The sequence below is a fragment of the Streptomyces poriticola genome, assembly GCF_036689765.1.
GTDB lineage: Bacteria > Actinomycetota > Actinomycetes > Streptomycetales > Streptomycetaceae > Streptomyces > Streptomyces poriticola.
In genome coordinates, this window is the sequence record NZ_JBAGKH010000023.1 from 82,982 (window position 1) to 107,404 (window position 24,423).

Annotated in this window: 12 protein-coding genes, 1 tRNA gene and 1 riboswitch; of the genes, 6 read left to right on the top strand and 7 right to left on the bottom strand. The window is 71.9% G+C overall.

Features of this window, described 5'->3' with window-relative positions; translation table 11 throughout:
- Positions 1–120: 120 nt before the first annotated feature.
- Positions 121–3,012, bottom strand: a complete 2,892-nt coding sequence (locus tag V5O46_RS24075; protein WP_332886760.1) for a hypothetical protein — start codon at positions 3,010–3,012, stop codon at positions 121–123.
- Between the two features lie 1,636 nt (positions 3,013–4,648).
- Here V5O46_RS24075 and V5O46_RS24080 point away from each other — a divergent pair.
- On the top strand, positions 4,649–5,017 hold the full coding sequence (locus tag V5O46_RS24080; RefSeq protein WP_332886761.1) for a hypothetical protein: 369 nt from the start codon (positions 4,649–4,651) through the stop codon (positions 5,015–5,017).
- Positions 5,018–5,348: 331 nt separating this feature from the next.
- On the opposite strand, the gene V5O46_RS24085 is transcribed toward V5O46_RS24080, so the two are convergent.
- Entirely contained in the window at positions 5,349–7,127 is a 1,779-nt protein-coding gene (locus V5O46_RS24085) for a S8 family peptidase (RefSeq protein ID WP_332886762.1), read from the bottom strand.
- A gap of 366 nt (positions 7,128–7,493) precedes the next feature.
- Entirely contained in the window at positions 7,494–10,862 is a 3,369-nt protein-coding gene (locus V5O46_RS24090) for a LuxR C-terminal-related transcriptional regulator (protein ID WP_332886763.1), read from the bottom strand.
- Between the two features lie 187 nt (positions 10,863–11,049).
- Between V5O46_RS24090 and V5O46_RS24095 the strand changes: the two genes are divergently transcribed.
- The 4 genes from V5O46_RS24095 (at position 11,050) to V5O46_RS24110 (ending at position 15,519) form a co-directional block, all read left to right on the top strand.
- Entirely contained in the window at positions 11,050–12,183 is a 1,134-nt protein-coding gene (locus tag V5O46_RS24095; RefSeq protein ID WP_332886764.1) for a dihydrofolate reductase family protein, read from the top strand.
- A 56-nt stretch (positions 12,184–12,239) separates the two neighbouring features.
- A tRNA-Met gene (locus V5O46_RS24100) sits at positions 12,240–12,313 on the top strand.
- Positions 12,314–12,843: 530 nt separating this feature from the next.
- A complete protein-coding gene (locus V5O46_RS24105) occupies positions 12,844–13,887 on the top strand; it encodes a PP2C family protein-serine/threonine phosphatase (RefSeq protein WP_332886765.1) in 1,044 nt (347 codons plus the stop codon).
- A 323-nt stretch (positions 13,888–14,210) separates the two neighbouring features.
- Positions 14,211–14,379: riboswitch (cyclic di-AMP (ydaO/yuaA leader) on the top strand.
- Between the two features lie 12 nt (positions 14,380–14,391).
- Positions 14,392–15,519: a M23 family metallopeptidase gene (locus tag V5O46_RS24110; protein ID WP_332886766.1), complete on the top strand. Its 1,128-nt coding sequence runs from the start codon at positions 14,392–14,394 to the stop codon at positions 15,517–15,519.
- A 71-nt stretch (positions 15,520–15,590) separates the two neighbouring features.
- Here V5O46_RS24110 and V5O46_RS24115 read toward each other — a convergent pair whose 3' ends face one another.
- The 4 genes from V5O46_RS24115 to V5O46_RS24130 form a co-directional block, all read right to left on the bottom strand.
- Positions 15,591–16,994, bottom strand: coding sequence for a PrsW family intramembrane metalloprotease (locus tag V5O46_RS24115; protein ID WP_332886767.1), 1,404 nt, complete (start codon positions 16,992–16,994; stop codon positions 15,591–15,593).
- A 55-nt stretch (positions 16,995–17,049) separates the two neighbouring features.
- On the bottom strand, positions 17,050–17,865 hold the full coding sequence (gene trmB / locus V5O46_RS24120; protein WP_332886768.1) for a tRNA (guanosine(46)-N7)-methyltransferase TrmB: 816 nt from the start codon (positions 17,863–17,865) through the stop codon (positions 17,050–17,052).
- A 462-nt stretch (positions 17,866–18,327) separates the two neighbouring features.
- On the bottom strand, positions 18,328–19,530 hold the full coding sequence (gene lhgO, locus V5O46_RS24125) for an L-2-hydroxyglutarate oxidase (RefSeq protein ID WP_332886773.1): 1,203 nt from the start codon (positions 19,528–19,530) through the stop codon (positions 18,328–18,330).
- A 96-nt stretch (positions 19,531–19,626) separates the two neighbouring features.
- Positions 19,627–21,051, bottom strand: a complete 1,425-nt coding sequence (locus tag V5O46_RS24130; protein WP_332886769.1) for an MFS transporter — start codon at positions 21,049–21,051, stop codon at positions 19,627–19,629.
- A 739-nt stretch (positions 21,052–21,790) separates the two neighbouring features.
- Between V5O46_RS24130 and V5O46_RS24135 the strand changes: the two genes are divergently transcribed.
- Complete coding sequence (locus V5O46_RS24135; protein ID WP_332886770.1) at positions 21,791–23,980, top strand: asparagine synthase-related protein; 2,190 nt, start codon at positions 21,791–21,793, stop codon at positions 23,978–23,980.
- The last annotated feature ends 443 nt before the right edge of the window (positions 23,981–24,423 follow it).

Below are 24,423 nucleotides of genomic sequence, written 5' to 3' on the forward strand. Positions count from 1 at the left end.
CCGCTCGGCGAAGCGAGGCGCATATCGCTTCCGTTGAGAACAGGTCAGTAGCCGTCTCATCCAGCCCCAGCGCACGGACCGCCCGCTCCGCAGCATGCGTACCACTGACCGGAGTTATGTTCATCGGCTACCTCCGATAACCGGCAGGTTCGACGCCTCTCGCAGGTCTTCAGTCCCGAGCACAGCGAATCGAGCTGCCCGAACGAGCGCAGGAGAGCTCAGCACACACTTCAGGAGCTGGTCTCGTTCGGTCTCGTCCCAACTCGCGAGAGAGCCCGGTCTGGTCACAAGAGGAAGCAAGAAGTCTGCTGCGGTGTGCGGATCATCGATGCCACTAGCTGCAGCGATGATGCGGATCGCACTGGCGAATCCCCCGCTCAGCGCTGCCGGTGAGTCCGCCCATTGCCAGAGGTGGCTGGCAATCTTCTGAGCCGCAGCACGCTGCTTCGGATTCTGACCCACGAGTTCTCGCATTTCGTCCAACACATCCGGCGGCTTGCGATCGCCGACAGGAATGCGTTTGCGCTCCAAATGAGCCCACCTGTTTCCTGCGGCAAGGGATACAAGGGCCGTAGTGATTGTATTGAGAACCTGTTCCCGCTGATGACGGGTGAACGGATCTGCTGGCGCATCGGCGTGAAGCCATCGGTGGTGACCAAAGATGAGTTGCTTCATCTCGGAGAGCGACTTGTCTGAGTACCGGATGATCGGACGGTCGTTTAGTCTCTGGCGCATCCGGTTTGGCTCGGGTGGCAAGACGATGGCCGCGGTCACATTGCCAGACGTCGCCTGCAGCAGCCCTCCATTCGCGGGGACGGCAATTGGTCGACGGGAATCGCAGCGCTCGCCGGTCAGAGGTGTCTCCACCGGAAACAGGAGCACCTTAGTGTCATCCCTGCCCGTCCGATCGATCAGACGTGCCTCATGCTCGCCATTGTGCCGCTTGGTAAGCACCCAGCGGAGCGGATGGAAGCCACGTTCGCAGACCAGGGACGCGAAACCTACTCCGCTCCGGGACACCGATACTTCGCACGACTCGGCCTCGTCATAGACGGCGAGCAGCTTTCTCTTATGCAGTTCCTGATCTGCCAACCGTTCCCACGCGCTGTCGCTGAAGGGAAGCGAGATACTGTGATGCGCCTGTGCCAGCGTATTGCCAGCATCGTCACGCAGCGCAATCATGAGTTCCGCCTTCGTGTCTAGCGGACCGTCGATCGAGAGGCTCGCCCCACCGTCCCAGAGCTCGGTCAGTTTCGGACGAGCTGGCGTGGCGAACAGCCGGATGCCTGCTCCCTCCGTAGAGTCATCCAGGTTCGTGTGTGGGTCGCAGATCGTGATTGCGAGCGAACCGCTTGCAACAGTCGCACCCGCGCCTGCGTTCAGGAGCGTAACGTCCACCTCATGAGGGCCCACAGCGAGGTCCTCAAGGGCAAAGATCAACTCGGGCTTGGTGGCAGGCCACTTGAGCACGATGGGGAGGCCGCCGTCGATCGTCACGGCGCACATTTCCGTCGCCTGACTAGATCGCACCGCGAGCAGCGCCGGCTCCCCAGCGAGCCACTCGACAGCGCCCTCGCCGTCCCAAGCCCCAGGGACGAGCCCCACGGGCCGAATCGATACATCCGTCACCACTGACAACCCGGCCGCCGCAAGCTTGGCGATTTCCACTTCGCCAATAACTTCTGGAATCTTCACCTCGAAGGCGTGCACTCCTTCAGCCAGAACCGTTGCTTCAACGGCGCACGGCAGCGCGGGCGGTTCACTATCGAGTCGTCCAACTAAACAATATTCGTGGCCGGGTTGCACGAATTTTCCCTTGACCTCAACGGCTAGCCCACCCGGTTGCTTCCGGAACACCCACCACGGGCCCTGGGTGATGGAGCAATGATCCGCGATCAGACTGTTAACCGCCGATGACCCTCGCTCCAGTTGGATAATGGGACTCTCGGGCCGAGGCCATGTGGACAGAGCGACTTCACCTGGGTACAGCAGTTTTCCGCGGGGAAGCGGTTGGCGGCGACCCTCAATTTTCGGGCGACAATTCCGAAGTTCCTGACCAACTTGATCGTTCCGTGCCTGCAGCGGCGTGAGATCCGGCAGCTCCAATGAGGGACGCCAACCGCCGTCTATCAGCCGCAGGACTAGCTTCGGGTTAGTGACGGCCGCGAGTGGCCGCCCCCGGTTCGCGGGCCCCATGCTCGACTTCATAGGGAGAAATCCGCTTGAACGGACCAAGTTGGCGGAGTGCTTGGCACGGGTCAGCCAGGTTCGTGACTGCCCTTCGTTGGTCAGGTCGTCGACCAGGCGAGTGAGTGTCGATCGCACCAGGTACGGGGAGTCCTCATCGTCGCCTGAGAGCATTGCGGCGGCCACCTGGCCGAGGAGACTCTGGTTGCTGCAGAAAATCTGGAAACGCTCGCTGTATCCAGCCGTGCGCGAAGCCAAGCATGCGCCAAGAGCGTTGGGATCGCTGAGGAGCTCCGCGGTCAATACCGCGCTTGACTCAAACAGAAGTTGTGCGAACTGCCGTTGGAGATCGGCCGGCATGATTGCGTGCGTGATTGGCCAAGCAATGATGTTGAAGTTGGCTGCAAAGCCTCCCTTCGGCTCGGCCCCGCCGTAGTCGCTTGCGAACCGCTTGAACCATTGTTTAATACGCTGGCGATTGGTGGGCACACTCCAACCCGGACTGCTTTCCCAGCCCGGTGTCTGCTGGGCGAAGAGTGGCCAGTACTCATCTCCAACGTACTTATAGCCGATCTCTGCTGCGTGCACTACAAAGGGCAACCACCAAGTGCGAAAGCGAGTATCGAGGCCCTGCCTGACAGCCTCACGTACCGCAAGTTGGAGCAATTCGAAGTCGTTACTGGCGAGGTCATGTTCCAGCGCAAAGACAGGAGCCGCCGGCTGGAGAGCCTGGCGATGTTCGTGAAGCGTCCGGAAGTGGTCATGCAGTCGCTTGTGCAGGTACTTGAGGACCTCTACCGAACCGTCACGCGCCATCCCTCCCATGCCTGGTGTCACCTCTCTTGGTTCTCGCATTGCCGTAGAGACAGTGTCCAACAGAGCACCGACGCCTGGGGGAGCGTGGCGCAAGATCGACTCCTGAGGGTGGGACCTGACGATCTCGTGTGCAGCATCGCCAGCAGGCGTCTAATGTGACAAGGCGTTGCTTCTGACAGGGGTCCAGCGTTGCCAGGCCGTCTCGGGCCAGCCGTCGTGGACGATGACGTCGGGTCGGTGGCGAGGGCCGAGGGCGCGCTTGCGGTGCCATGCGACCCAGCCGAGAAAGGCGTCGACCTCCTGGGGCGCCCCCGCCCGGATCCATGCTCGGCGAGGCGAGCGCGCCGGACCTCGTCGACGACATCGACCAGGCACACTGCGATGCCGTCCGACAGCGGGGTGGAGGGCGGAGCAGCAGGTCGATGCCTCGGTCCTGATACTCCAGTGCGCGGCGTACCCACATCTCGGTCTTGCGATGGCGCCAGTGTCGGTCAGCGCCCTCCGGGACACCAAGTTCATCGAAGTCGTGCACGGCGATCCCTCGCAACCTGTCGGCCGCGGCGTATGCGAGCGTCGTCTTCCCCGAGCAACTGGAACCGGTGAGCTTGAACAGCATTGCGCCAGGGCACCAGTGTCCCTGCACTCTCCTCGACCGAGTCTTGCAACTACCCCGCGATGCCTGATGAGTTCCCCCGGAGACAATGCAGCGGAGGTGCCGGGCCGCTCGGCACGACTTGTCCGATATTGACAACACGGCTGCAGCGAGGAAGCCGGGGTCGCTGTCCGGAACTGGGCTGTGACCGGTGGCGATCGGGGGAGCGCAAGGGGAGCGCGGACGCCTTTGGACGGTGCATCACCGGGCATGAGTAGTGGGACGGCCGCATGTGCTCTGATCTGCGAAAACAGGATTTCGCACGATGGCACAACACAGAGCGTCATGATCCCGAGTGAGCTTTTAATCCATTGGTTGTGGGTTCGAGTCCCACAGGGCCTACAGCTCGACCCCTGGTCAGACCAGTTCTGGCCAGGGGTTGTTGTCGTTTGGTGATCATTGGTGCCATCGGCATCCCGCCGGCGCTCGGTCGGCGCTCCGTCGGCGCCCCACCGGCTCCTCGCCGAAGTGCCGGAGGGTCTGCAAGGGGCCGGGGAACCCTCGCCGGCCGGATGGAGGCACCGGCATGCCTACGGGCGGTGCGATCGCGCTCCTCCGTCCGGTCGCCGCCGCAGCGGAGCGGTCCGGAGAGCACGGACTGACGGGGCTCGCATGGGTGGTCGGCCGGTGCGGCAACCGTGACCCCGGTCCGGTCATTCGATCGTGGCATCCGATCCCATGGATACCATTTGTCTCATTTGTGGACTGTAGCGTCAGCTGTATCCGGCACCCCTCAACCCGCCAGCCCACACGGCTGTTTCGGCGGGGTCGCGAGGCTGCGCCGAATCGGATCCACCGGGAGAAATGATGAAGCTTTCCGTACGCAAGGCTGCCGCAGTGACCGCCGTCGCATTGACCTCGCTCGGTGCCGCGAGCGGGGCCGGTGCGTCCGCCACCACCTCGTCCTCGCCCGGGTGCGAGGGTGCGACGGAGTGTCCCGATACGCGGCCGACGATCCTCACGGCCAGCCAGGCGTCGATCAACATTCTGCAGATGCAGCTGGAGAACCTGAGCGCGACCGCACTCGACGCCTACACGGGCGAGCCGCTCGCCGGGAAGCGGGTGCAGTTCTACACCACGGCGGGCCGCCTCCTCGGCAGCGCGTACACCAACGCCGACGGCATCGCCGCGATCACCAGCCCGGAGAACCTCGGCCCCGGAACTGTCCAGGAGCTGCTGAGTGGTTACCACGCGGTCATGCTCGGGGACGGCTTCCACACGCCGGCTACCGCCCACGGTGCGATCACGCTCGGAACCGACTGCGGGGGCGGGGGTGCCGCCTACATGGGCGGAGGCGCAGGCGGAGACGGTGGCGCAGGCGAGCCACGGCGGGCAGGTGGCCGGGGCGGCCAGCGCCGGTAGCGGTGCCGCTCGGTGGGCCGGGCGGGGGTCGGCACGGAGCGCCGAAGACGTACGAGGGACACTCCATGGCCCCGTTCCCCCTCCCCACCGGCGCGTCGACGGTCGCGGTCGACGCACGGCCGCTCGCTCGGGTGCCCGGGGACGCCCTCGGCCTAGCGCCGTCCCCGACGCGGAGGTGTCGGTGGGGACGGTCTGCCGCCGAGGGGTGCGTCCCGGTCGCGTCCTGCGACCGCGGCGGCTGCCGTCGCTCCTGGGTGCGGCAGCGCCCGGACGGGCTGGGCCGGTCCGGGCGCTGCTCTGTGGGGGGTTGGGGGGTGGCGGCTCGGGTGGGTCAGAAGGTCAGGCCCCAGGAGTCGATGTAGCCGGTGTCGCCGCTGTAGGCGTCGGTCACGCGGAGCTGCCAGGTGCCGTTCGCGGCCACGCCGGAGGCGTCGACCGAGTACGTCGTGATGACGTTGTCCGCGCTGTCGCCGGAGCTGGTGTTCTTCAGTACGGCGGAGGAGCCGTTCGGGGCGACGATCTCGATCCGGAGGTCGCCGCGGTAGGTGTGCTTGATGTCGACGGCGATCTTCAGGTCGGCCGGAGCGTTGCCACTGATGCCGGTGACCTGGACGGAGGACGTCACCGTCGCGTTGTCCCGGATGGTCACGTCGGTCGTGTTGGTGAAGACGTTGCCGGTGGGCGGCTCGGTGCCGCCGCCGGAACCGAGGGCGGCCGCGGCGTCGGCGAGGCCGGCACCGCATCCGCCGGAACACGAGCCGGGCAGGGAGCGGGCCTTGTTCTTGATCGCGGTCTCGATCTGGGCCGGCGTCATGGCCGGGTCGGCCTCGTTCATCAGCGCGGCGAGGCCGGCGATGTGCGGGGCGGCCATGCTGGTGCCCTGGTAGGCGGCGTAGGTCTCGCTGCCGACGCTGCGGGCGCCGGTGTTCAGCGTGGACCAGATGCCGTTGGCCGAGCTCAGCGCGGTCTCGCCGCCGGGGGCGGTGATGTCGACGGCCCTGCCGTAGTTGGAATAGGAGGCGCGGTTGCCCTCGCGGTCGGAGGCGGCGACGGTGATGACGTTGCTGCAGCTGGCCGGGTTGTAGAAGCCGGCGTCGTCGTTGTCGTTGCCGGCCGCCACGACGACGGTAGTGCCACGGCTCACGGCGCCGTTGATGGCGCTCTGGGTGCCGGAGTCGCAGGCTCCGTCGCCGCCGAGGCTCATGTTGATGACGTCGGCGGGGTTGGGGTTGGCGGGCACGCCCGCCACGGAGCCGCCCGACGCCCAGGTGATGGCATCGATGATGTCGGCCGTCGTGCCGCCGCACTTGCCGAGCACGCGGACCGGCTGGACGGTCGCGTCGTAGGCAATGCCGGCGACGCCCTTGCCATTGCCGGTGGTGGCGGCGATGGTGCCGGCGACGTGGGTGCCGTGCCAGGAGTTGTCGGTGTCGCGGAAGGGAACCGGCTGGCCGTTCGCGTCGGTGCCGCACTCGCCGCGGTTCATCCAGTCGCCCGGGTCGGCCGGGTTGCTGTCCCGGCCGCCGCCGTCCTGCGCCATCCACGGGTCGGAGATGAAGTCGTATCCGGCGACCACGTTGGCCGCGAGGTCGGAGTGAGCGACGTATCCGGTGTCGATGACCGCGACGTTGACGCCCGAGCCGGTCGCCTTGTCCCAGGCGCCGGGGACGTTCATGCCGGCCGTCGCCTCGAAGAGGTCCCACTGGCGGTCGTACTCGGTGTCGTTCGGGTCCGCTGCGGTGGCGTACATCCGCTTGTCCGGGACGACGTAGGCGACGTCCGGGTCGGCCTGGAAGGCGGCCACGACATCGGCGGTGTCCTTCTCGTCGAGCTTCTTGCCGAGGTCGACGAGCGCGGCGCCGGTGCCCAGGCGGCGGTCGAAGTCGAGGGACTCGCCGGCCTTCTTGCCCTTGGCCTTGACGTCCTTGTCGGCTGCGGAGTCCGACTCGGCCTCCGCGGCCTTGGTCCGGTAGCCGACGATGAGGCGCTCGACGGGCTGGTCGCCGGGGGCGGCGGCCGGTATGGACGCCGAGGCGGCGGTGCCGTCCTGCGGTGCGGGAGCGGCGAGCGACGTGACGGCGCCCGCTCCGAGAAGTGCGGTGGTGGTCACGGCGAGGACCGATATACGAAGGGGTCTGAACCCGTTCAAGGGTGCTTCCTCTCGTGGTCGCAGCGGCGTGCCGTGCCCCGGTCGTCATTGTTCAGGGCATGACATGCCGCCATCCCCGGGGCCGCAGCGGGGAGATGTGGGGAGTGGCGGCCCGGCCGCTCGGGTGCGAGGAGATGCTCGCCGCCGTGCGGTCACCGGTCGGGGGAGTGCAGGGAGGAATCCGCGGAGGAACCGGGTGAGGTACCGGTTTCCGCGGGCCCCGCGGCGCCACCGGCCGGTGGCTGGAAACCTACGACCTGGTAAGGGGGCCCGCCCATGGGGGACCCCGGCGTCACGGATACCCAATTAACCCCTGAGGGAGGGGTGTTATGTCGTTTTGCTGTCCGACTCCGCTGATTGGTCGGCGGTCAGGGCCGCCCACTGAGCGGCGAGATCCTGGCGCGAGGGCACCCCGAACTTGCGCATCGCCCCGGATACGTGGTGCTCGACCGTGCGCGGGGAGAGATGCAGTGTGGTGGCGATCTCCCGGTTCGTCAGCCCCGCGGCGGCCAGTTCGGCGACCTCGCGTTCCCTGGGGGACAGGCCGGATCCGTACGAGGGCCGACCGCCGGGGCGGCCTCCGGGCCGGCCGCCGGGGCGGTGGCCGGCCGGACCGCCCGGCTCGTGGGAGCGCAGCAGGGTCCGCACCCGGGCCGCGTCCCACACCGCGCCGAGTTCGGTGAACCGCTCCACGCAACTCCGCAGGACGGACAGCGCCCAAGTGGCGGAGTCCGGGTCCGGGTCGGTTCCCGGGTCCGGGTCGGATTCCGGGTCCGGGTCGGATTCCGGGTCCGGGTCCCGGACGGGGTCCGGTTCCGAGGCCGAGGCCGAGGCCGGGGCCTGGACCCGGACCGGGGCGGAGACCGGGTCCTTGGGTGACTCGGACGGAGCCGGTGCGACGGCGATGGTGGCCGGATCCGGGGCCGCGCCATCACCGGTGGGCGCCGCCCAGTCACCGATGGGCATGGTGCCTTCGCTGGTGGGCGTCGTCCCGTTGTCGGTGGGTGTGGTGCCTTCGCGGGCGGGCGCCGCTCCGTTACCGGTCGGCTCCGCCGCGTTGCCGGGAGGCCTGGTGCCTTCGCGGGCGGGCGCCGCGCAGTCGCCGGTGGGCACCGCGTCGCTGCCGGTGGGCACCGCCCCGCTGCCGGTGGGCGCTGCATCGTCACCGGTGGGCGTGGTGCCGACGTAGCGGGGCGCCGCATAGCCGGCGTCGGGTGTGCTGTCGCCGTCGTCGGGGGTGCAGCTGTCGGCGTCGGGGGTGCTGTCGCCGTCGTCGGGCGTGCCACCGTCGCCGTCCGGTGCGCCACCGCCGACGGTGCGCGCGGCTGCGTCGTCCGGCGGTGCCCAGGTGCCGTCCCGCGCGGACAGGACCGACCGCGCCGCGGCCTCGGTCGTCAGCGCCCAGTAGTACGGGTGGGGCAGGGCCGCGTACCCCGCGGCGGCCCGCCGGTAGTGCCCCGCGGCCTCACCCGCGGCCCCGGACAACTCGGCCAGCACCCCACGCGTCCAGGCGAGCGCAGCGACCGCGGCGGGTGCGTCCGCCCCGTGTACGCCCGCCTCGAACTCGTCGGTCATACCGGCGGCCCCCGGCAGATCACCGCCGCGCGCCACCGCCTGCACCGCCCAGGGGGCCAGTTCGGCGGCCCACACCCAGATCCCCTTCGCCCGCAGTGCCTCCCAGGCCGCGCGTGCCTCGCTCACCGCGGTCGGCAGATCCTCACGGGCCAGCGCGAGCCGGACCAGTGACGCGGACGCCATCGCGGACAGCGCGGGCGCGGCGTCGAAGGGCAGCGGCATGGCCGGATCGACCGGCCAGGACCGCGCGCTGCTCCAGTCGCCCTGGGCGAGCGCCAGCATCCCGCGCACCACCCGGGCGTCCGAACAGATCACCGGCATACCGGCGTTCGCCGCCAGGAACTCCTCGCACCGCCGGGCCAGCCCCGCCCACTGACCGGTCGCCCACTGCAGCCGCAGCCGGGTGCCGAGCGCCGTGTGCTCCGTGAACGGGGCACCGCTGCTGGACGCCAGAGCGATCCCCTCGGCCAGCAGCTCCTCGGCCCGCCGGTAGTGACCTAGCCAGACCGCGTACTCCACGCCGTTGCAGAGCGCCCGTGCCACGTGCACCCGGCAGCCCTGGTCGGCGCTGTCCCTCGGCAGCTCCGCCAGCAGCCGCCAGGCGGCCGGGTCACCCCAACTGAGGGCGAGGCCGGTCCGGTTGGCGGCCACCGCCATCCGGACGACGTCGTTGCCGCTGTCCTCCGCGGCCCGGGTCGCCCGCTCCAGCCACTCCTGATGGGCCCGCAGGGGCGTGTGCGCGCCGTAGGGCAGGACCAGTACGGACATGGCCCGGGCGGCGAGATCGGGCCGGTCCTCGCGGAGTTCGGCCGCGGCGCGCTCCAGCTCCCGGCAGCCGCGCACCGGCAGACCGGCCTGGTTGCACAACAGCAGCCCGAGGTCCAGCCGCAGCGCACCCCGGACCGACACCGGCAGCGTCTCGTCCTCGACGATCTGGGTGAGGACCTCGACGGTCTGGTCGGAACGCAGACCGACCACCGCACTGCGCGCGAGCACCGGTGCCAGCCGGGCCCGCGCCTGCGCCGGCACCGCCGGGGAGGCCAGCGTCCGCTCCAGCAGCCCGATGGCCTCGTGGTGCCTGCCCGCAGCGGCGGCAGCCACGGCGGCCCGCTCCACCGCGCGCAGCCAGGCCCGGACCCGTCCGGCGGCCCGGTGGTGCCGGGCCAGCGACGTCCAGGGAACCGGTTGCCTGCGGATCAGCACATCGGCCGCCCGGCGGTGCAGATCCTGCCGCACGGGCCCCGGGACCACCGGGTACACCGCGGCTCCCGCGAGCGGCACCGGAAACGCGTAGTGCCCTTCGGCGGTCTCCACCAGCGCCGCGGCGGACAGCGCACTCAGCAGCGCGGCCCGGCCCGCGAGCCTCCCGAGGCCCGACACCTCGACGAGCTCGTCCGCGGTCACCGGCTCCCCCAGTACGGCGGCGGCCCAGACCAGCGGCCGGCGGGCCGGCGACACCGCCGTCACCCGGGCCAGGACCAGCTGCGCCAGCCGCACCGGCACCCCGGCGGCATCGACGTCGGCCGCCGTGATCCGCTGTCCCCCCGACCTGCGCACCCCGGACAGCAGGTCGGTCACGACCCGCGCCACCCCGCCGGAGAGCTCGTGCAGCCGGGCCGCCGCCTCCGGTGTGCACCGTTCCCCGAGCATCCCCGCGGCGATCTGCCGCACCATGGGCTCGTCCCACGGCCGGACCTCGTGCCGCAGCACGTCCAGCTCCGCCGGACGGTCCGGATAGTGCGGAGCGGGCACACCCAGCGGCATCCCGGGATCTTCCAGCTCCTCGCCCCGGTAGGCCAGCACGATCGCCAGACCCGGCCGGGCGCGCTCCACCACGTCGCGCAGACGGTCCCGCTCGGCCCTGGTCGCCCGCTGCACATCGTCGGCCACCAGCAGCAGCCGGCCCGACGGATCGGGCGGCTCCAGGTCCTCGGCACCGCCGCAACGCCACCGCAGGCACTCCGCGCCCAGCTCCTGGGCCGACCGCCCCAGCTGCTCGGCGAGCCGGGTCTTCCCCGTCCCCGCGGCCCCCTCGAGCAGGACCAGCGCGGGTGGTCCGCCCTCCCCGGCGAACGCTCGTCCCAGCGGGCCACGCCACCACTGGTCACGGCCTGCATTCACACCGGCCACCCCCACCGCAACCGCAACCGTCAGGCATCCAGGTGTTCGAGGCGGGCATATTACATTGACGTCTTCCGGCCGACGCACGGCAGGAAGCCCCCGCCCTACGGTGAAAGTTCAGTCAGCTCACTCCGTTCAGCCCAGCCAGCCCGTCCAGTGCGCGCACTCGCCCCACCGGAGCCCGCCGATGCCCCTCCCGTACGTTCTGCTGTCCGCCGCCGTCTCCCTCGACGGCTTTCTGGACGACACCGGCCCCGAGCGGCTGCTGCTCTCCGGCCCGGCCGACTTCGACCGCGTCGACGAGGTACGGGCCGCAGCCGACGCCATCCTGATCGGCGCCGGGACCATCCGCGCCGACAACCCGCGGCTGCTGGTCAACTCCGCCGAGCGCCGAGCCGCCCGGATCGCCGAGGGCCGCCCGGAGTACCCGCTCAAGGTCGCCGTCAGCGGTACGGGCGAGCTGGATCCGGCGGCGCACTTCTGGCACACCGGCGGCGACCGGCTCCTCCTCACCACCGACCGGGGCGCCGCCCGCGCCCGCGAACTGGGCGTGGCGGCCGACATCGTCACCCTGGGCGAGGAACTGGAGTGGCGGGCGGTACTGGAGTACCTGCACGACGCGCGCGGGGTGCGGCGGCTCATGGTCGAGGGCGGCGGCACCGTCCACACCCAGCTGCTGCTCCAGGAACTCGCCGACGAGATCCAGCTGGTCCTCGCGCCCCTCTTCGTCGGCGACCCGGCGGCGCCCCGTCTCTTCGGACCGGGCGCGTACCAGCGGGGCCGGCTGCGGCTGCTGGAGACCCGGCGGATCGAGGACGTCGTGCTCATGCGCTACGTGCCCACCGCCCCAGGCACCGGCCGCGGCGCCGCGAACGCCGCCGACCGGCACTGGCTGGCGCTCGCCTGCGAGCTGGCGGCGCGGTGCCCGCCCTCGCGGACGGCGTTCAGCGTGGGGGCGGTGGTGGTCGCGGCCGACGGCACGGAACTCGCCCGCGGCTACTCGCGGGAGGGCGGTGACCCGGTCGTGCACGCGGAGGAAGCCGCCCTCGCGAAGACCGACCCGGCCGATCCGAGGCTGGCGACCGCCACGGTCTACAGCAGCCTGGAACCCTGCGCCCACCGCTCCTCCCGCCCCGTGCCCTGCGCCCGCCTGGTCCTCGACGCGGGCGTGCGCCGGGTGGTCACGGCATGGCGCGAGCCGGACACCTTCGTGACCGCCGCCGACGGCAGCGGAGTGCTGGCCGCGGGCGGCGCGGACGTGGTCGTCCTGGCGGAGTACGCCGGGCGGGCCAAGGCACCCAACGGACACCTGCTGGGGTGACGCCGGAACCTGTGTGCCGGGTGTCCTGCGCATGGCGTACACTGGTGACACACCGACGCGGGGTGGAGCAGCTCGGTAGCTCGCTGGGCTCATAACCCAGAGGTCGCAGGTTCAAATCCTGTCCCCGCTACTGAAGGCCGACGGCCGGGATCCATGAGGATCCCGGCCGTCGGTGCGTTCGGGGTTGCCTGTCGTCTCGGAGCTCCCTGTCATCCGGTCGGCCCTCACCGGTCGCTTCCCGCCCCGGGTCCGGCAACCCTGGACGAGCGGGATCGGGAGCGGCGCAGCCGTACGGGCGTGGCGGGAGACGAGCGAGTGGTGCGGCCTGGTGAGCTGGAGCTTCCCCGAGACACGCCCACCACCGACCCTGCGGACGGTGCGGCACGTACGGCGGGTTCGGCGGGTACGGCGGGTTCGGCGCGTGAGGGACGCAGAGGGCGGGCGGGACGCACAGGGTGGGTCCGACGTGCAGAGCGGGCCGGCGGCCGCACAAGGCGTAGCGGGTGTACGGGGCGTGGGGTGCGCGCAGACCGCACGGGCCGCACGGACCGCACGGGCCGCACGGACCGCACGGGCCGAACGGACCGAACGGACCGAACGGACCGAACGGGCCGTCCTACGGAGCCCGCGTGGCGGCGAGGCCCGCACGCCCGCACCCTCGTGCGGCTGCTGCCCGGACTGCTGATCGTGGCCGGCGCCGGGTACGACATCCTCACCCCGCGCGACTTCACCGCTGCGCCCCTCTACACGGCCGCGCCGCTGACCGCCGCCCCGATCTGCTCGCGGCGCGGCACCGTCCTCACGGGGGCGGTGACCGTCGCCGTGGTGATCATGCTGCAGCTCTCGCTGGGCGCGGCGCACCGGAACGGCTCCCTCACGGAGCTGGTCACCATCGCCACGGTCGCCGCCCTCGCCGTGCTCGTCAACGCCTACGTCCGCCGCACCGGCGAGCGGCTCGCCTCCGCTCGAGAGATCGCCGAGGCCGCTCAGCGCGCAGTGCTGCCCGTGCCCGCCGAGCGGGTCGGCGGCTTCGAGATCGCGGCCCGGTACGAGGCCGCCCAGGCGGACGCGTACATCGGCGGCGACCTGTACGCGGTGCAGGACACCCCGCACGGAGTGCGGCTCGTCGTGGGCGACGTACGCGGCAAGGGGATGGGCGCGGTGGCGGCGGTGGCCGTGGTGATCGGGGCGTTCCGGGAGGCCGCCGAGCAGGAGGCGACGCTGGAGGCGGTGGCGCAGCGGCTGGAACGGGCGCTGGCCCGGGAGGGCACCCGGCGCGCGGGGATGGACGACTCCGAGGGCTTCACCACCGCCGTCCTGGCCGAACTCCCGCACGGCGACGGCGTCGTGCGGCTGCTCAACCGCGGCCACCCGCCACCGCTGCTGCTGCGCAGCGACGGCACGCTGCGCACGCTGGCCGCCGGTGAGGCCGCGCTGCCGCTCGGCATGGGTGAGCTGGGCGCGTGGCCCGACCGCGCCCACGAATCGGCCTTCCCCGGTGGCGCCACGCTGCTGCTGCACACCGACGGGCTGTCCGAGGCCCGTGACGCACGCGGGGAGTTCTACGATCCCGGGGAGCGGCTCGCCGGGCGGGTCTTCCGGCGTCCCGGCGAACTGCTCGACGCCCTCGCGGACGATGTACGCCGGCACTCGGGAGGCGGGACCACGGACGACATGGCACTGCTGGCCGTACGGCGGCCGTGAGTTCGCCCGGTCCCCCTGGCGGGCCTCCGGGCCGCGGGTCTCCGGGCCGCTGGCCGCGGTTCTCCTTGATCATTGTCACGAGTGGTGACCGGACGAGCGCCCTCCGCATAACAACTGACACACTGTCAGGTGTTGAACAATGAACAGTCGGTGTACGGGGTCCGCCGAGGCGGGGTCAACTCGCCCGGTTTTCACCGATCGTGAGGCATGCGTCCGTGGCGAAATCGTTAATGATCAAGAGGAACAGCTTGGAATATGAGGCTCGGGTCTATTAACGTTCGATAACGCAGCGCGGTCGTCCCAGCCGTCACAGAAGGCGGCTCCGTGCGCACGCGCCGAATTCTGCGCAGAGATGCACAGGAACCGGGGAACCACCACCTTGGGGTGAATCGGGCGTATCGGGCCGTGGAGTCACGGACTTGTGTACGCGCGTAGGAGACCTTCCTGCTCCGAACCCGTCAGCTAACCCGGTAGGCGGAGAAGGAAGGAAAGGAGTACGCCCACGTGGCGTCCAACCGGCCTGCCCCCGAGGCCCCGTTCGTGCCGAGTCAGCGCGACGGCGACACCTTCGTCCAGCGTGACGCCGACGCGTTCGCCCAGCCCGACGGCAATCCGTTCGTCCAGCGGGACGGCGACACCCTCACCCAGCGGGACGGCGACACCTTCGTCTACGGCGCCCGCCGCACCGACGAGGGTCCCTGGGACGAGTGGAACCCCACCGCGGAGACCGTCCGCCCGGTCCGCGGTCGGCACCGCGTGGCCAAGCAGCGCGGCGGACTCGCCCGCAGCTCCACCGTCCTGGGCGTCGGCGTCATAGCAGCGGTCGGCGCGGGCGGTATGGCCAGCGCGCAGACCGGCAAGCCGCCGGTGTCGATCTCCATGCCCGACCTGCCCAACGTCGGCTCCCTCATCTCGGACGAGGAAGAGGCCCCCAAGGGCTCCGCGACGCCGCTCAGCACCATCGGCGTGACCTCGACCGACACCGATGAGGGCGCCGCCGACGCCGGTGAGGCACTGCGGGCCCGGATCATCGCGCAGGCCGAGCAGCAGCAGGACCAGGTCGAGAGCAAGGCCGCCGCCGAGGCCAAGGCCGCGGCCGAGAAGAAGGCCGCGGAGGCCGCCGCCAAGGCGGCCAAGGAGGCGGAGGCCAAGGCCGCCGCCGCGAAGAAGAAGGCCGAGGAGGAGGCCCGCAAGAAGGCCGAGGCCGAGCGGCTGGCGCAGCTCGCCAAGCAGTACACGCTGCCGACCTCCTCATACACCATCTCCTCCAGCTTCGGACAGGCCGGCGCCTACTGGTCCTCCGGCTACCACACCGGCCTGGACTTCGCCGCGCCGACCGGCACCCTGCTCAAGGCCGTGCACAGCGGCACGATCACGTCCGCCGGCTGGGACGGCTCCTACGGCTACAAGACCGTGCTCACCCTCGACGACGGCACCGAGATCTGGTATGCCCACCAGTCCTCGATCAGCGTCAGCGTCGGCCAGAAGGTCACCACCGGCGACGTCATCGGCCGGGTCGGCGCCACCGGCAACGTGACCGGCGCCCACCTCCACCTGGAGGTGCACCCCGGCGGGTCCGCCTCCGGCATCGACCCGATGGCCTGGCTGCAGAGCAAGGGCCTCACCCCCTGACGGCGGCCCCTCCGCCACGGGAGGGCACAGCTACCGACTGCCGGCGGTCCTGACGGCGATCCCCCCCGACGTCAGGGCTGCCGGTTCATCGGTACCGGCCCTGTTTGGTTCACGGGTACCGGCCAGGAGCCGTACGGCTGGTGCGGCGGCCGGTGCGCGGGTGCCGGAGCCCACTGAACCGCACCCCACGGCTGAACGGGAATCCACGGCACGGGCGGTGCGGTGGCACGGGCCGCATGGTCGAGCGCGGGGCCGGCTGCCGCCCTGCGGTGCCACAGGGCGTCCAGCAGCTGCCGCTCCCGCACCGTGAAGTCGGCGCCCGCCCTGCCCCGGCGGCCCCGGTGCCGGAGGAGGGCCAGCGAGGTCGCGTACGACTCGTACTCCGCGAGCGTCCGCGCCGCCTCCCTCCCGCCGAGATGCCGCGCGTGATCGCGGGCGATGCGCCGGGCCCGCATCGACCCCAGGGCGAGCGGCTCGGCGGGCGCCAGCCATCCGGCCGCGACATACGCGGGCAGCTCGGCGCGTACGGTGCTCAGTTCGCGCTGGCGGGTCCAGATCAGCAGCCAGGTCAGCAGCCCGAACGCGGGCACCATGAACGCGGCGTACACCGCGAAGAAGCCGTACTCCCCGAACGACGCCGAACCGTTCCACAGTGCGTGCAGGCCCATCGCGAGCAGCAGACCGGCGAGCGGGAGCAGTACCCGGCCGATCCGCCGGACGCGCCGGCCGCCGGAGTCGGCGCCGGCGGAGAGCGCGGCGAAGCCGAAGCCGATGCCGGTGAGGACCGTGAAGAGCGGGTGCGCGAACGGCGACATCACGATGCGGACGAAGAACGTCGCCGCGGTGACCGAGGCGATGCCCCGGTCGCCGCTGAGCTGGTCGGTGCCGAAGGCGGTGCCGAGGTAGAGGATGTTCTCGGTGAAGGCGAAGCCGGTGGCGGTGACACCGGCGATGACGACGCCGTCGAGGACGCGGGTGAAGTCCCGTCTGCGGAAGAGGAAGACCAGCAGCACGGCGGCCGCCTTCGCGGTCTCCTCGACGACCGGGGCTATCACCGTGGTGCCGAGGGTGTCGGCACTGGCCGGATCGGCGGTGGCGGTGGCTATCCAGCGGGTCGCGAAGCTGTTGGCGACGATCGCCATCAGCGCGGCGGCGAAGGCGCCCCACGCGAACGAGAACAGCAGGTTGCGCCAGGGACCGGGGTCGACCCGGTCCAGCCAGCGGAACGCGGCCAGCAGCAGGGGGACCGGGAGGACGGCGAGGCCCAGCCCGACCAGGAAGCCCTCCGTGCCGGTCTCCTGGCGCACCAGGGCAAGGATCACCAGGCCGGAGAGGGCGAGCAGAGTGATCAGCGCGCCGTACCGCACGAAGGCGCGCTGCCACCATCGCGACTGGGCCGGACACCCGGGGCCGGCGGGATCGGTGGGGCCAGCGGGACTGGTGAGACCAGCGGGGCTGGTGGGGCTGATGGCCACGGCATCGACCCTTACGAGACGGGGGCGCCGCCCGCCGCAGCGGGCGGGGCCGGCTTCAGGAACCGGTGCGGTGTACGCGGCGGAAGAGCAGGTCGTTCACCACATGACCCTTGTCCAGTCCCTGGCCCTCGAAACGGGTCTGCGGGCGGTGGGCGGGACGGGGCGCGAAGCCGCCGTCGGGACGGGTGTTCTCGAAGTCGGGATGTGCGGTGAACACCTCGAGCATGTGCTCGGCGTACGGCTCCCAGTCGGTGGCGCAGTGGGCGACGGCACCGGGCCTGAGCCGGGACGCGGCCAGCGTGAGGAACTCCGGCTGGATCAGCCGGCGTTTGTGGTGCCGCTTCTTGGGCCAGGGGTCGGGGAAGTAGACGCGGAGCCCGTCCAGGGAGTCGGGGGTGAGCATCTCGCGGAGCAGGATGATCGCGTCGCCGTTGCCGACCCGGACGTTGGTCAGGCCCTTGCGGTCGGCGAGGTTGAGGAGGCTGCCCTGGCCGGGGGTGTGGACGTCCACGGCCAGGATGTTGGTGTCCGGGTCGGCGGCGGCCATCTCGGCGGTGGCCTCGCCCATGCCGAAGCCGATCTCCAGGACGACGGGGTTGCTGTTGCCGAAGAGGTCGGAGGGGTCGATGACGCTCTGGCCGTCGATGTCCAGGCCCCACTTGGGCCACAGCCGCTGCAGTGCGTCCGCCTGGCTGGTGGTGACCCGGCTGCGGCGCGGCGTGAAGCTGCGGATCCGCCGCTCGAAGTGCGTCCCGGCGGGATCGGCCTTCGGGCCGTCGGGGAAGCGGGGCTCCCCCTTCGCCCGGACACGGCGAGCGGGCTCGCCGGGGACGGGAGCGGACGGTTCGTGAGCGTTGTGGAAGTCAGACACAGTGAGTCGATTTTACGGTGCGGGAGCGTGCCCCCCTGGGCCGGCCGCCACCCCTCCGCGGTCGGTCGTGCACCCGCGGCGCCCGAGCGGCCCGGGATGCACCCCAGGGGCGGCACGGGTGAGCTGCCCCTCCGCGGAAGGCGCCACCCCGTAGACGCCGGGCTGCGCCTCCCACCCGGCGGCCACTCCGGCACCGGTACTCGTGCCCGGTGGTGGTGGTCACCTGCGCCACGGCTTTTGGGGACCGGTTCCCGTGCCCGGGGTCGAGGATCATCGCGGTGCCAGGTCTGCGGAGACCGGTTACTCGTGTCCGGTGCAGGTGGTCACCTGGGCCGCGTCCTTTGGGGACCGGTTCCCGTGCCCGGGGACAGTGCTCACCTGCGCCACGGCCCCGGGGGCTGCGGCCCGCGCGGAGCCCAAGCCCGTCGGCTGCGGTACACGGCAGTGCCACGCCGGCCCCGGTCAGAGCTCCCCCAACGCCATCAGCGTCCGCCGGGCCACCTCCCGTCCGATCGGCAGCGCAGCCGTCGCCGCGGGGGACGGCGCGTTCAGCACATGCACCGCGTGCGCACCCTCCCGGATCATGAAGTCGTCCACCAGCGTCCCGTCCGCCAGGACGGCCTGCGCCCGCACCCCCGCCGCCGTCGGCACCAGATCGTCCTCCGTCACCGCCGGCAGCAGCCTGCGCACCGCCTCGGTGAAGGCTCCCTTGGACAGGGATCGCCGCAGCTCCCCCGCGCCGTACCGCCAGTGCCGGCGTGCGATGTGCCAGGAGCCGGGCCAGGCGAGCGTCGTCCCCAGCTCGCCGGGGCGGATCACCCCCCAGCCGTAGCCCTCCCGCGCCAGCGCCGGCACCGCGTTCGGCCCGACGTGCACGCCGCCCTCGATACCCCGGGTCAGATGCACGCCGAGGAAGGGGAAAGCCGGGTCCGGCACCGGATACACCAGCCCCTGCACCAGCTCCGGCCGCGCCAGCTCGTAGTACTCGCCCCGGAACGGGACGATCCGCATCCCGGGATCGTCCCCGGTCATCCGGGCGATCTCGTCGCAGTACAGACCCGCGCAGTTGACGAGGAAGCGGCTGCGGATCACCTCACCGGAGCGGGTGCGGACGGCGACGCCGAGCGACGGGCGGCGGTCGATGCGCAGCACCTGAGCGCCGTACCGGATCTCCGCGCCGGAGGACTCGGCGAGCTGCCGGGCGACGGCCACGTAGTCGCAGGTGCCCGTCGTGGAGACCTGGATCGCCGCCAGACCGCGGACCTCCGGCTCGTACTCGGCGATCTGGGCCGCGCCCAGCTCCCTGACCGGAATGCCGTTCTCCCTGCCGCGCTGGACGAGGGCGTGCAGCCGGGGGAGCTCCGCGCGGTCGGTGGCGACGATCAGTTTGCCGGTCACGGCGTGCGGGATGCCGTACTCCGCGCAGAACTTGACCATGTCGGCGGCCCCGCGCACCGCATAGCGCGCCTTGAGGGAGCCTGGACGGTAGTAGATGCCGCTGTGGATCACACCGCTGTTGCGGCCCGTCTGGTGGCGGGCCGGGCCCGGCTCCTTCTCCAGGACCATCACGCTCGTCCCGGGGGCGGCACGGGTGATCGCATGCGCGGTCGACAGGCCGATGATCCCGCCGCCGATCACCAGCACATCGCAGTCATAAGCGATCATCTGCCGCACCACCTGCTCCACCTCCCGGGTTCGATAGTGCACTGCGCCACTGACAATGGCCTCAAACCCCGCAGCGGCGGTGTGCCGCCCGCCCGGTCAGGCCGGGGCCACGAGCAGCGGGCGGGCGCGCTCGCGCAGCTCCACGACGCGGGGCTCGTCGCCGTAGGGCTCCAGGCGGTGCAGCAGGTCCTTGACGTACTCGGTGGTGCGGGCCGAGGAGATCCGGCCCGCGACCTCGACCGCGCGGACCCCCTGCTCGCAGGCCGCGTCCAGATTGCCCGACTCCAGCTCCGCGACCGCCGACACCACGAGGCGCAGGCCGTGGGAGCGCACGAACTCCTCCGTGGGCCTGGACAGGGCCTGCTCCGTGAAACGGCGCACCTGGCGCGGTGCCTTCAGATCGCGGTAGCACTCCGCGGCATCGGCGGCGAACCGGTCGTAGCAGTAGAAACCCAGCCAGATCGGGTCGCTGTCGCCGGGGCGGGCGCGCTCCAGCCAGCTCTCGGCCGCCTTCAGGGCGCCTCCCGCCGCCTGGGCGTCGCCCGCGCGCGCGTGGGCGCGGGCCTCGACCAGGCGGAAGAAGCTCATGGTGCGGGCCGTGGCCAGGCCGCGGTTGCGTTCCAGGGCCGCCTGGGCGAGGTCCACTCCCTCGTCGCCGAAGCCGCGGTAGGTCGCCTGGAGGGACATCGAGGCGAGCACATAGCCGCCCAGCGGGACGTCGGCCGCGGCACGGGCCAGGCGCAGCGCCTGGATGTAGTAGCGCTGGGCCGCCTCCTGCTGGCCGGTGTCGAAGGCCATCCAGCCGGCCAGCCGGGTCAGCTCCGCGGAGGCGCCGAACAGGGCGCGGCCGACCTCGTCGGAGTAGGAGCCGAGGAGTAGAGGCGCCGCCTCTACTCGTAAGCACTCGGGGACCATCGACGAACGCCAGTCGCCGCCACCGTACTTGGAGTCCCAGCGGCGGGCGTCCTCGGCCGCCTCGCGCAGCTTCTGCACATCGCTGTGGCCGACTTTGATCGGTGCGCCGGAACCCTCGGCCGGGACCGCCTCGCGCGCCACCGAGCTGTCGGCCGGGGTTATCAGCCACCGAGAGGCGGGCGTTGCGTATGCGCTCACTGCGAACGATCCGGCGAGCGACTGCCAGATGCCGCCGGAACCGGCGCGGCGGCCGGCCAGGTCGAGGCGGTACAGGTCCGTCGCGGACCGCACCGCCTGCCCCACGTCCCTGGGGAAGGCGAGGCCGACCTCGGGCGCGGGGTCGGCGTCCGCCAGGCCGATCTCGTGCAGCGGGACCGGGCGGCCGAGCTTCTGGCCGATGGCGGCGGCGATGAGGTGCGGGGCCGCACCCTGCGGCACCATGCCCTTGGACACCCACCGCGCCACCGACGTCTTGTCGTACCGGAGCGTCAGCCCGCGCTGCGCACCGAGGTCGTTGACACGCCGGGCGAGCCCTGCGTTGGAGATTCCCGCGAGGGCGAGAACGGCGCCGAGCTTTTCGTTCGGCCCGCGTTGCTCCCTGGACATGCGCCACCCCTCGACACAGACGGCTGCCGCGCTGGCATAACCACGCGGCATTCGTAAACCCAGCGTAGTTCGCCGCATCCCATGCGTTAAGAGGCATAGTTCCGGTTGGCGGGATTGTGGTCCGTACGCAAGTGCGGCCTCTGTACGGACTGTTGCGGTGTGCTCCCGTTGTGTGTGGCCGTGCGCCCGTCCGTGCGCTCTTCTCCGGCCATCGGGGGAGCGGTTCCATGGGCCGTGCGTGGGTCGGCCCGCTGCACTGGGTCCAGTGGGCTGGGGGACACCGCCGCCTCCATCCCCGCGGGCGGCGGACCGGTCCGGGGGGCGTGTCGCGCCTCCCGGACCGTGCGCGTGTGCCGGCGGCGCGGAGTCCGGGCAAGGCCGGGAGTGCACATGTACGGAGCGTGTTCGAGCGCTCTTCTGCTGATGTGATTTGGCTGAAAATCGACCCTGCGGAATCCGGGTGAAGGCCGCTCCCACCACGGCACTTGAGGGCGCTCCGGGGGGCTTGGGGGCGCGTTGCGGGGGCGCATTCGCGTCGCAATCTCCTGCGGTCGCCCTGCAGCGACCCTGCCGGGCTCCTTGTGCGATCCGGGTGTCGACGTCCGTGCGCGTGTGTTCGCAAGGGCGCATCCGGGGGAGCACATGCGGCTCCGGCGACGCTCCGGGGCGCGCCCTTCGTGGCAGCATGGGGAACCAGTTCGTACGGTGCACTGGTTGTCCACAGCCTGTGGAGGCGGCGATGCGGTGGTTGGTGGGATGGAGCAGCACCGCCCCGGGGGCTGGGGGACATGGAGGAGCCGGACGGGCCGGAGGAGCCGACGGGGGCGGTCGCGGTGGTTCCGCGGGGGCCACCGGGTACGACGGTGAGACCGTGCATCCCGTGGGGTCCCAGCTGCTGTGGGGCGACCCCGATCCGCTGTGGGCGGTCGGCGACTGGCGCCCGGACGAGGTGCGCGTGGTGTCCGCCGATCCGCAGACCCGGATCGCCGTCCTCGGCATCTGCGGGGCCTCGGACGAGCAGCTGAGGGTGGCGCTGTTCGCGGCACGCGGCGGGGCGATCCGGCATCTGACCGCCTGGCCGGGCAGCTACACCGCCGTCGTCCAGGTGGGGCGGCGGGTGATGGTCTGCGGCGACCTCGCGGGCGCGCGGCCGGTGTTCCACACCCCGTGGGCGGGCGGCACGGCGTACGCCACGGCGGCGCTGCCGCTGGCCGACCTCATCGAGGCCAACCTCGACTTCGGATATCTCGCCGCGCTGCTCGCCGCCCCCGACGTGCCGGCCGCGCTGGACGACTCCACCCCGTACGACGGCGTGAAGCGCCTTCCGCCGGGGCATGCGCTGATTCTGCGCGCCGGGGCACGGGAGATCGCCGGGTACGAACCGGTGGCCTCGCTCGCGGTGGCGGCACCGCCGGCCGACCCCGACCGCGCGGTGGACGGCGTCCGGGACGCGCTGGTGGAGGCGGTGCGGACCCGGCTCGCGGCGCCACGGCACGTGCCGGGTGATGGCATCGACCCCGGGCCCGTGCCCGGCATGGGGCCGGCGGAGCGGCGCGCCGCGCGCGGGATGCCGGTGCCGGGGATCGGGGCGGATCTGTCCGGGGGACCGGCGTCGGGGACCCTGGCGCTGCTGGCTGCCGGGCTGCCGGGGATGCCGGGGACCGTGCTCGGGCACGGGACCGGGGCGGGGGAGCGGCTGCTGGCCGTCACCTTCAACGACCTGGCCGTGGGAGGGCACGGATCCGGCGGCGGGCTGGCGGCCGAACTGGAGCGGGCGGGGATGCTCGCCGCCGGTCCGCGGCTGCACCATGTGGTGGTCGCCGGGGGCGAGGAGGTGCTGCCGTACGCCGACCTGGACGGGCCGCTGACGGACGAACCGGCGGCCTGCCTGGTGACGGCGGCGCGGCATCGCGCCCGGCTGGCGGCCGGGAGCGCCGATCACTTCACCGGGTACGGGGCGCGGCAGGTGCTGGATGCGCATCCGGCGCGGCTCGCGGATCTGCTGATGGACCGCAAGCGGCGCCATCTGGTGCGGCCGGTCGCGGCGCTGGCCAAGGCGGACGGGTCGGTGATGGTGCCCGCGCGCGTGTACGGGGCGGCGCGGCGGCTGGCCCGGACGCCGTACCGGGCCGGGCTGGAGGCGCTGGCGGAACAGCTGCTGAGGCGGCGGTTCGGTGGGGTGCCGGGGGGCGGGGCGACCGGGGCCGGGGTGCTCGAAGCGTCGATGACTGCGCTGAACTGGGGGAGGCCGGGGCCCGCGGCGGCGTGGCTGACCGGGGAGGCGCTGGCTGAAGTATCGGTTCGCCTGCAGGGGGCGATGCAGCGGTCGGGGGGCGGTGGGCCCGGGCAGCGGCCCGGTGACTTCCGCGCGCGTGCGGCGCTGGCTCGGCAGGCGGCGGAGGTGCGGGTGCTGGAGCAGGCCGCGGAGATCCGGTTCCAGCGGCTGCATGCGCCGTTCCTCGACAACCAGGTCGTGCGGGCGTGCCGGGCGCTGCCGGAGGCGCTGCGGGTGCGGCCCGGGGCGCGGGCCGCGATCCTGCGTACGGTGCTGGAAGGGGCCGGGGTGAGCGAGTTGCCGGACGGGTGGGGAGCGCCGACGCAGGAGGTGGCGGCGGCGAGTGCACGGGCGGGGGTGCGGGTGGCCGCGGAGCGGCTGCTGGGGTTGTTCGAGAGGCCGTTGCTGGCGGAGGCGGGGCTGGTGGAGGCGAGGGTGGTGCGGAAGGCGCTGCGGGGGGCGGCGGCGGGGGAGGCGCTGCCGCTGGACGGGCTGGCGGACCTGATCTCCCTCGAGCTGTGGCTCATCCGGCTGTTGGCCCGCAGGGGTACGTGCTGGACGGGAACGCCCGCGCGCGCACGTGCCGTTCCGGCGGGGATCGCACCGCAGCGGGGGGCGCTGGGGGGTGGTCTGCCGCCGGCGGTCCGGCAGTGAAGCGGGGTGCCTCCGGCGGTTCGGTGGTGGTGCGGCGTGCGGGTGGGGTGCCTGCGGCGGCCTGTGCGGGTCGGTGGGGGTGCGGGGTGCCTCCGGCGGTTTGGTGGTGGTGCGGCGTGCGGGTGCGATGCCTGCGGCGGCCTGTGCGGGTCGGTGGGGGTGCGGGGTGCCTCCGGCGGTTTGGTGGTGGTGCGGCGTGCAGGTGGGGTGCCTGCGGCGGCCTGTGCGGGTGGTTGGGGGTGCGCGTTGTGCCTGCGGCGGCCTGTGCGGGTCGGTGGGGGGTGCGGGGTGCGCGTGCGGGTGTGTTGTGGGTCGGGGCCGGGCCGGGGGGTGGCCGTCCTCGGAACGGCGCGGAATCGGCGGGTCGGGATCTGAACGGTGTGGACGCGCCAACCGCTGCGGGCGGCCACCCCCCGGCCCGACCCCTCCTCGCCGTACGCGTC

Bases quoted from the DNA above. Each gene is read 5' to 3' on its own strand.
- V5O46_RS24130 (WP_332886769.1), bottom strand. From the start codon at position 21,051: ATGTCCAGGGAGCAACGCGGGCCGAACGAAAAGCTCGGCGCCGTTCTC.
- V5O46_RS24075 (WP_332886760.1), bottom strand. From the start codon at position 3,012: ATGGGAGGGATGGCGCGTGACGGTTCGGTAGAGGTCCTCAAGTACCTG.
- V5O46_RS24095 (WP_332886764.1), top strand. From the start codon at position 11,050: ATGCCCCTCCCGTACGTTCTGCTGTCCGCCGCCGTCTCCCTCGACGGC.
- V5O46_RS24135 (WP_332886770.1), top strand. From the start codon at position 21,791: ATGCGGTGGTTGGTGGGATGGAGCAGCACCGCCCCGGGGGCTGGGGGA.
- lhgO (WP_332886773.1), bottom strand. From the start codon at position 19,530: ATGATCGCTTATGACTGCGATGTGCTGGTGATCGGCGGCGGGATCATC.
- V5O46_RS24080 (WP_332886761.1), top strand. From the start codon at position 4,649: ATGCAGCTGGAGAACCTGAGCGCGACCGCACTCGACGCCTACACGGGC.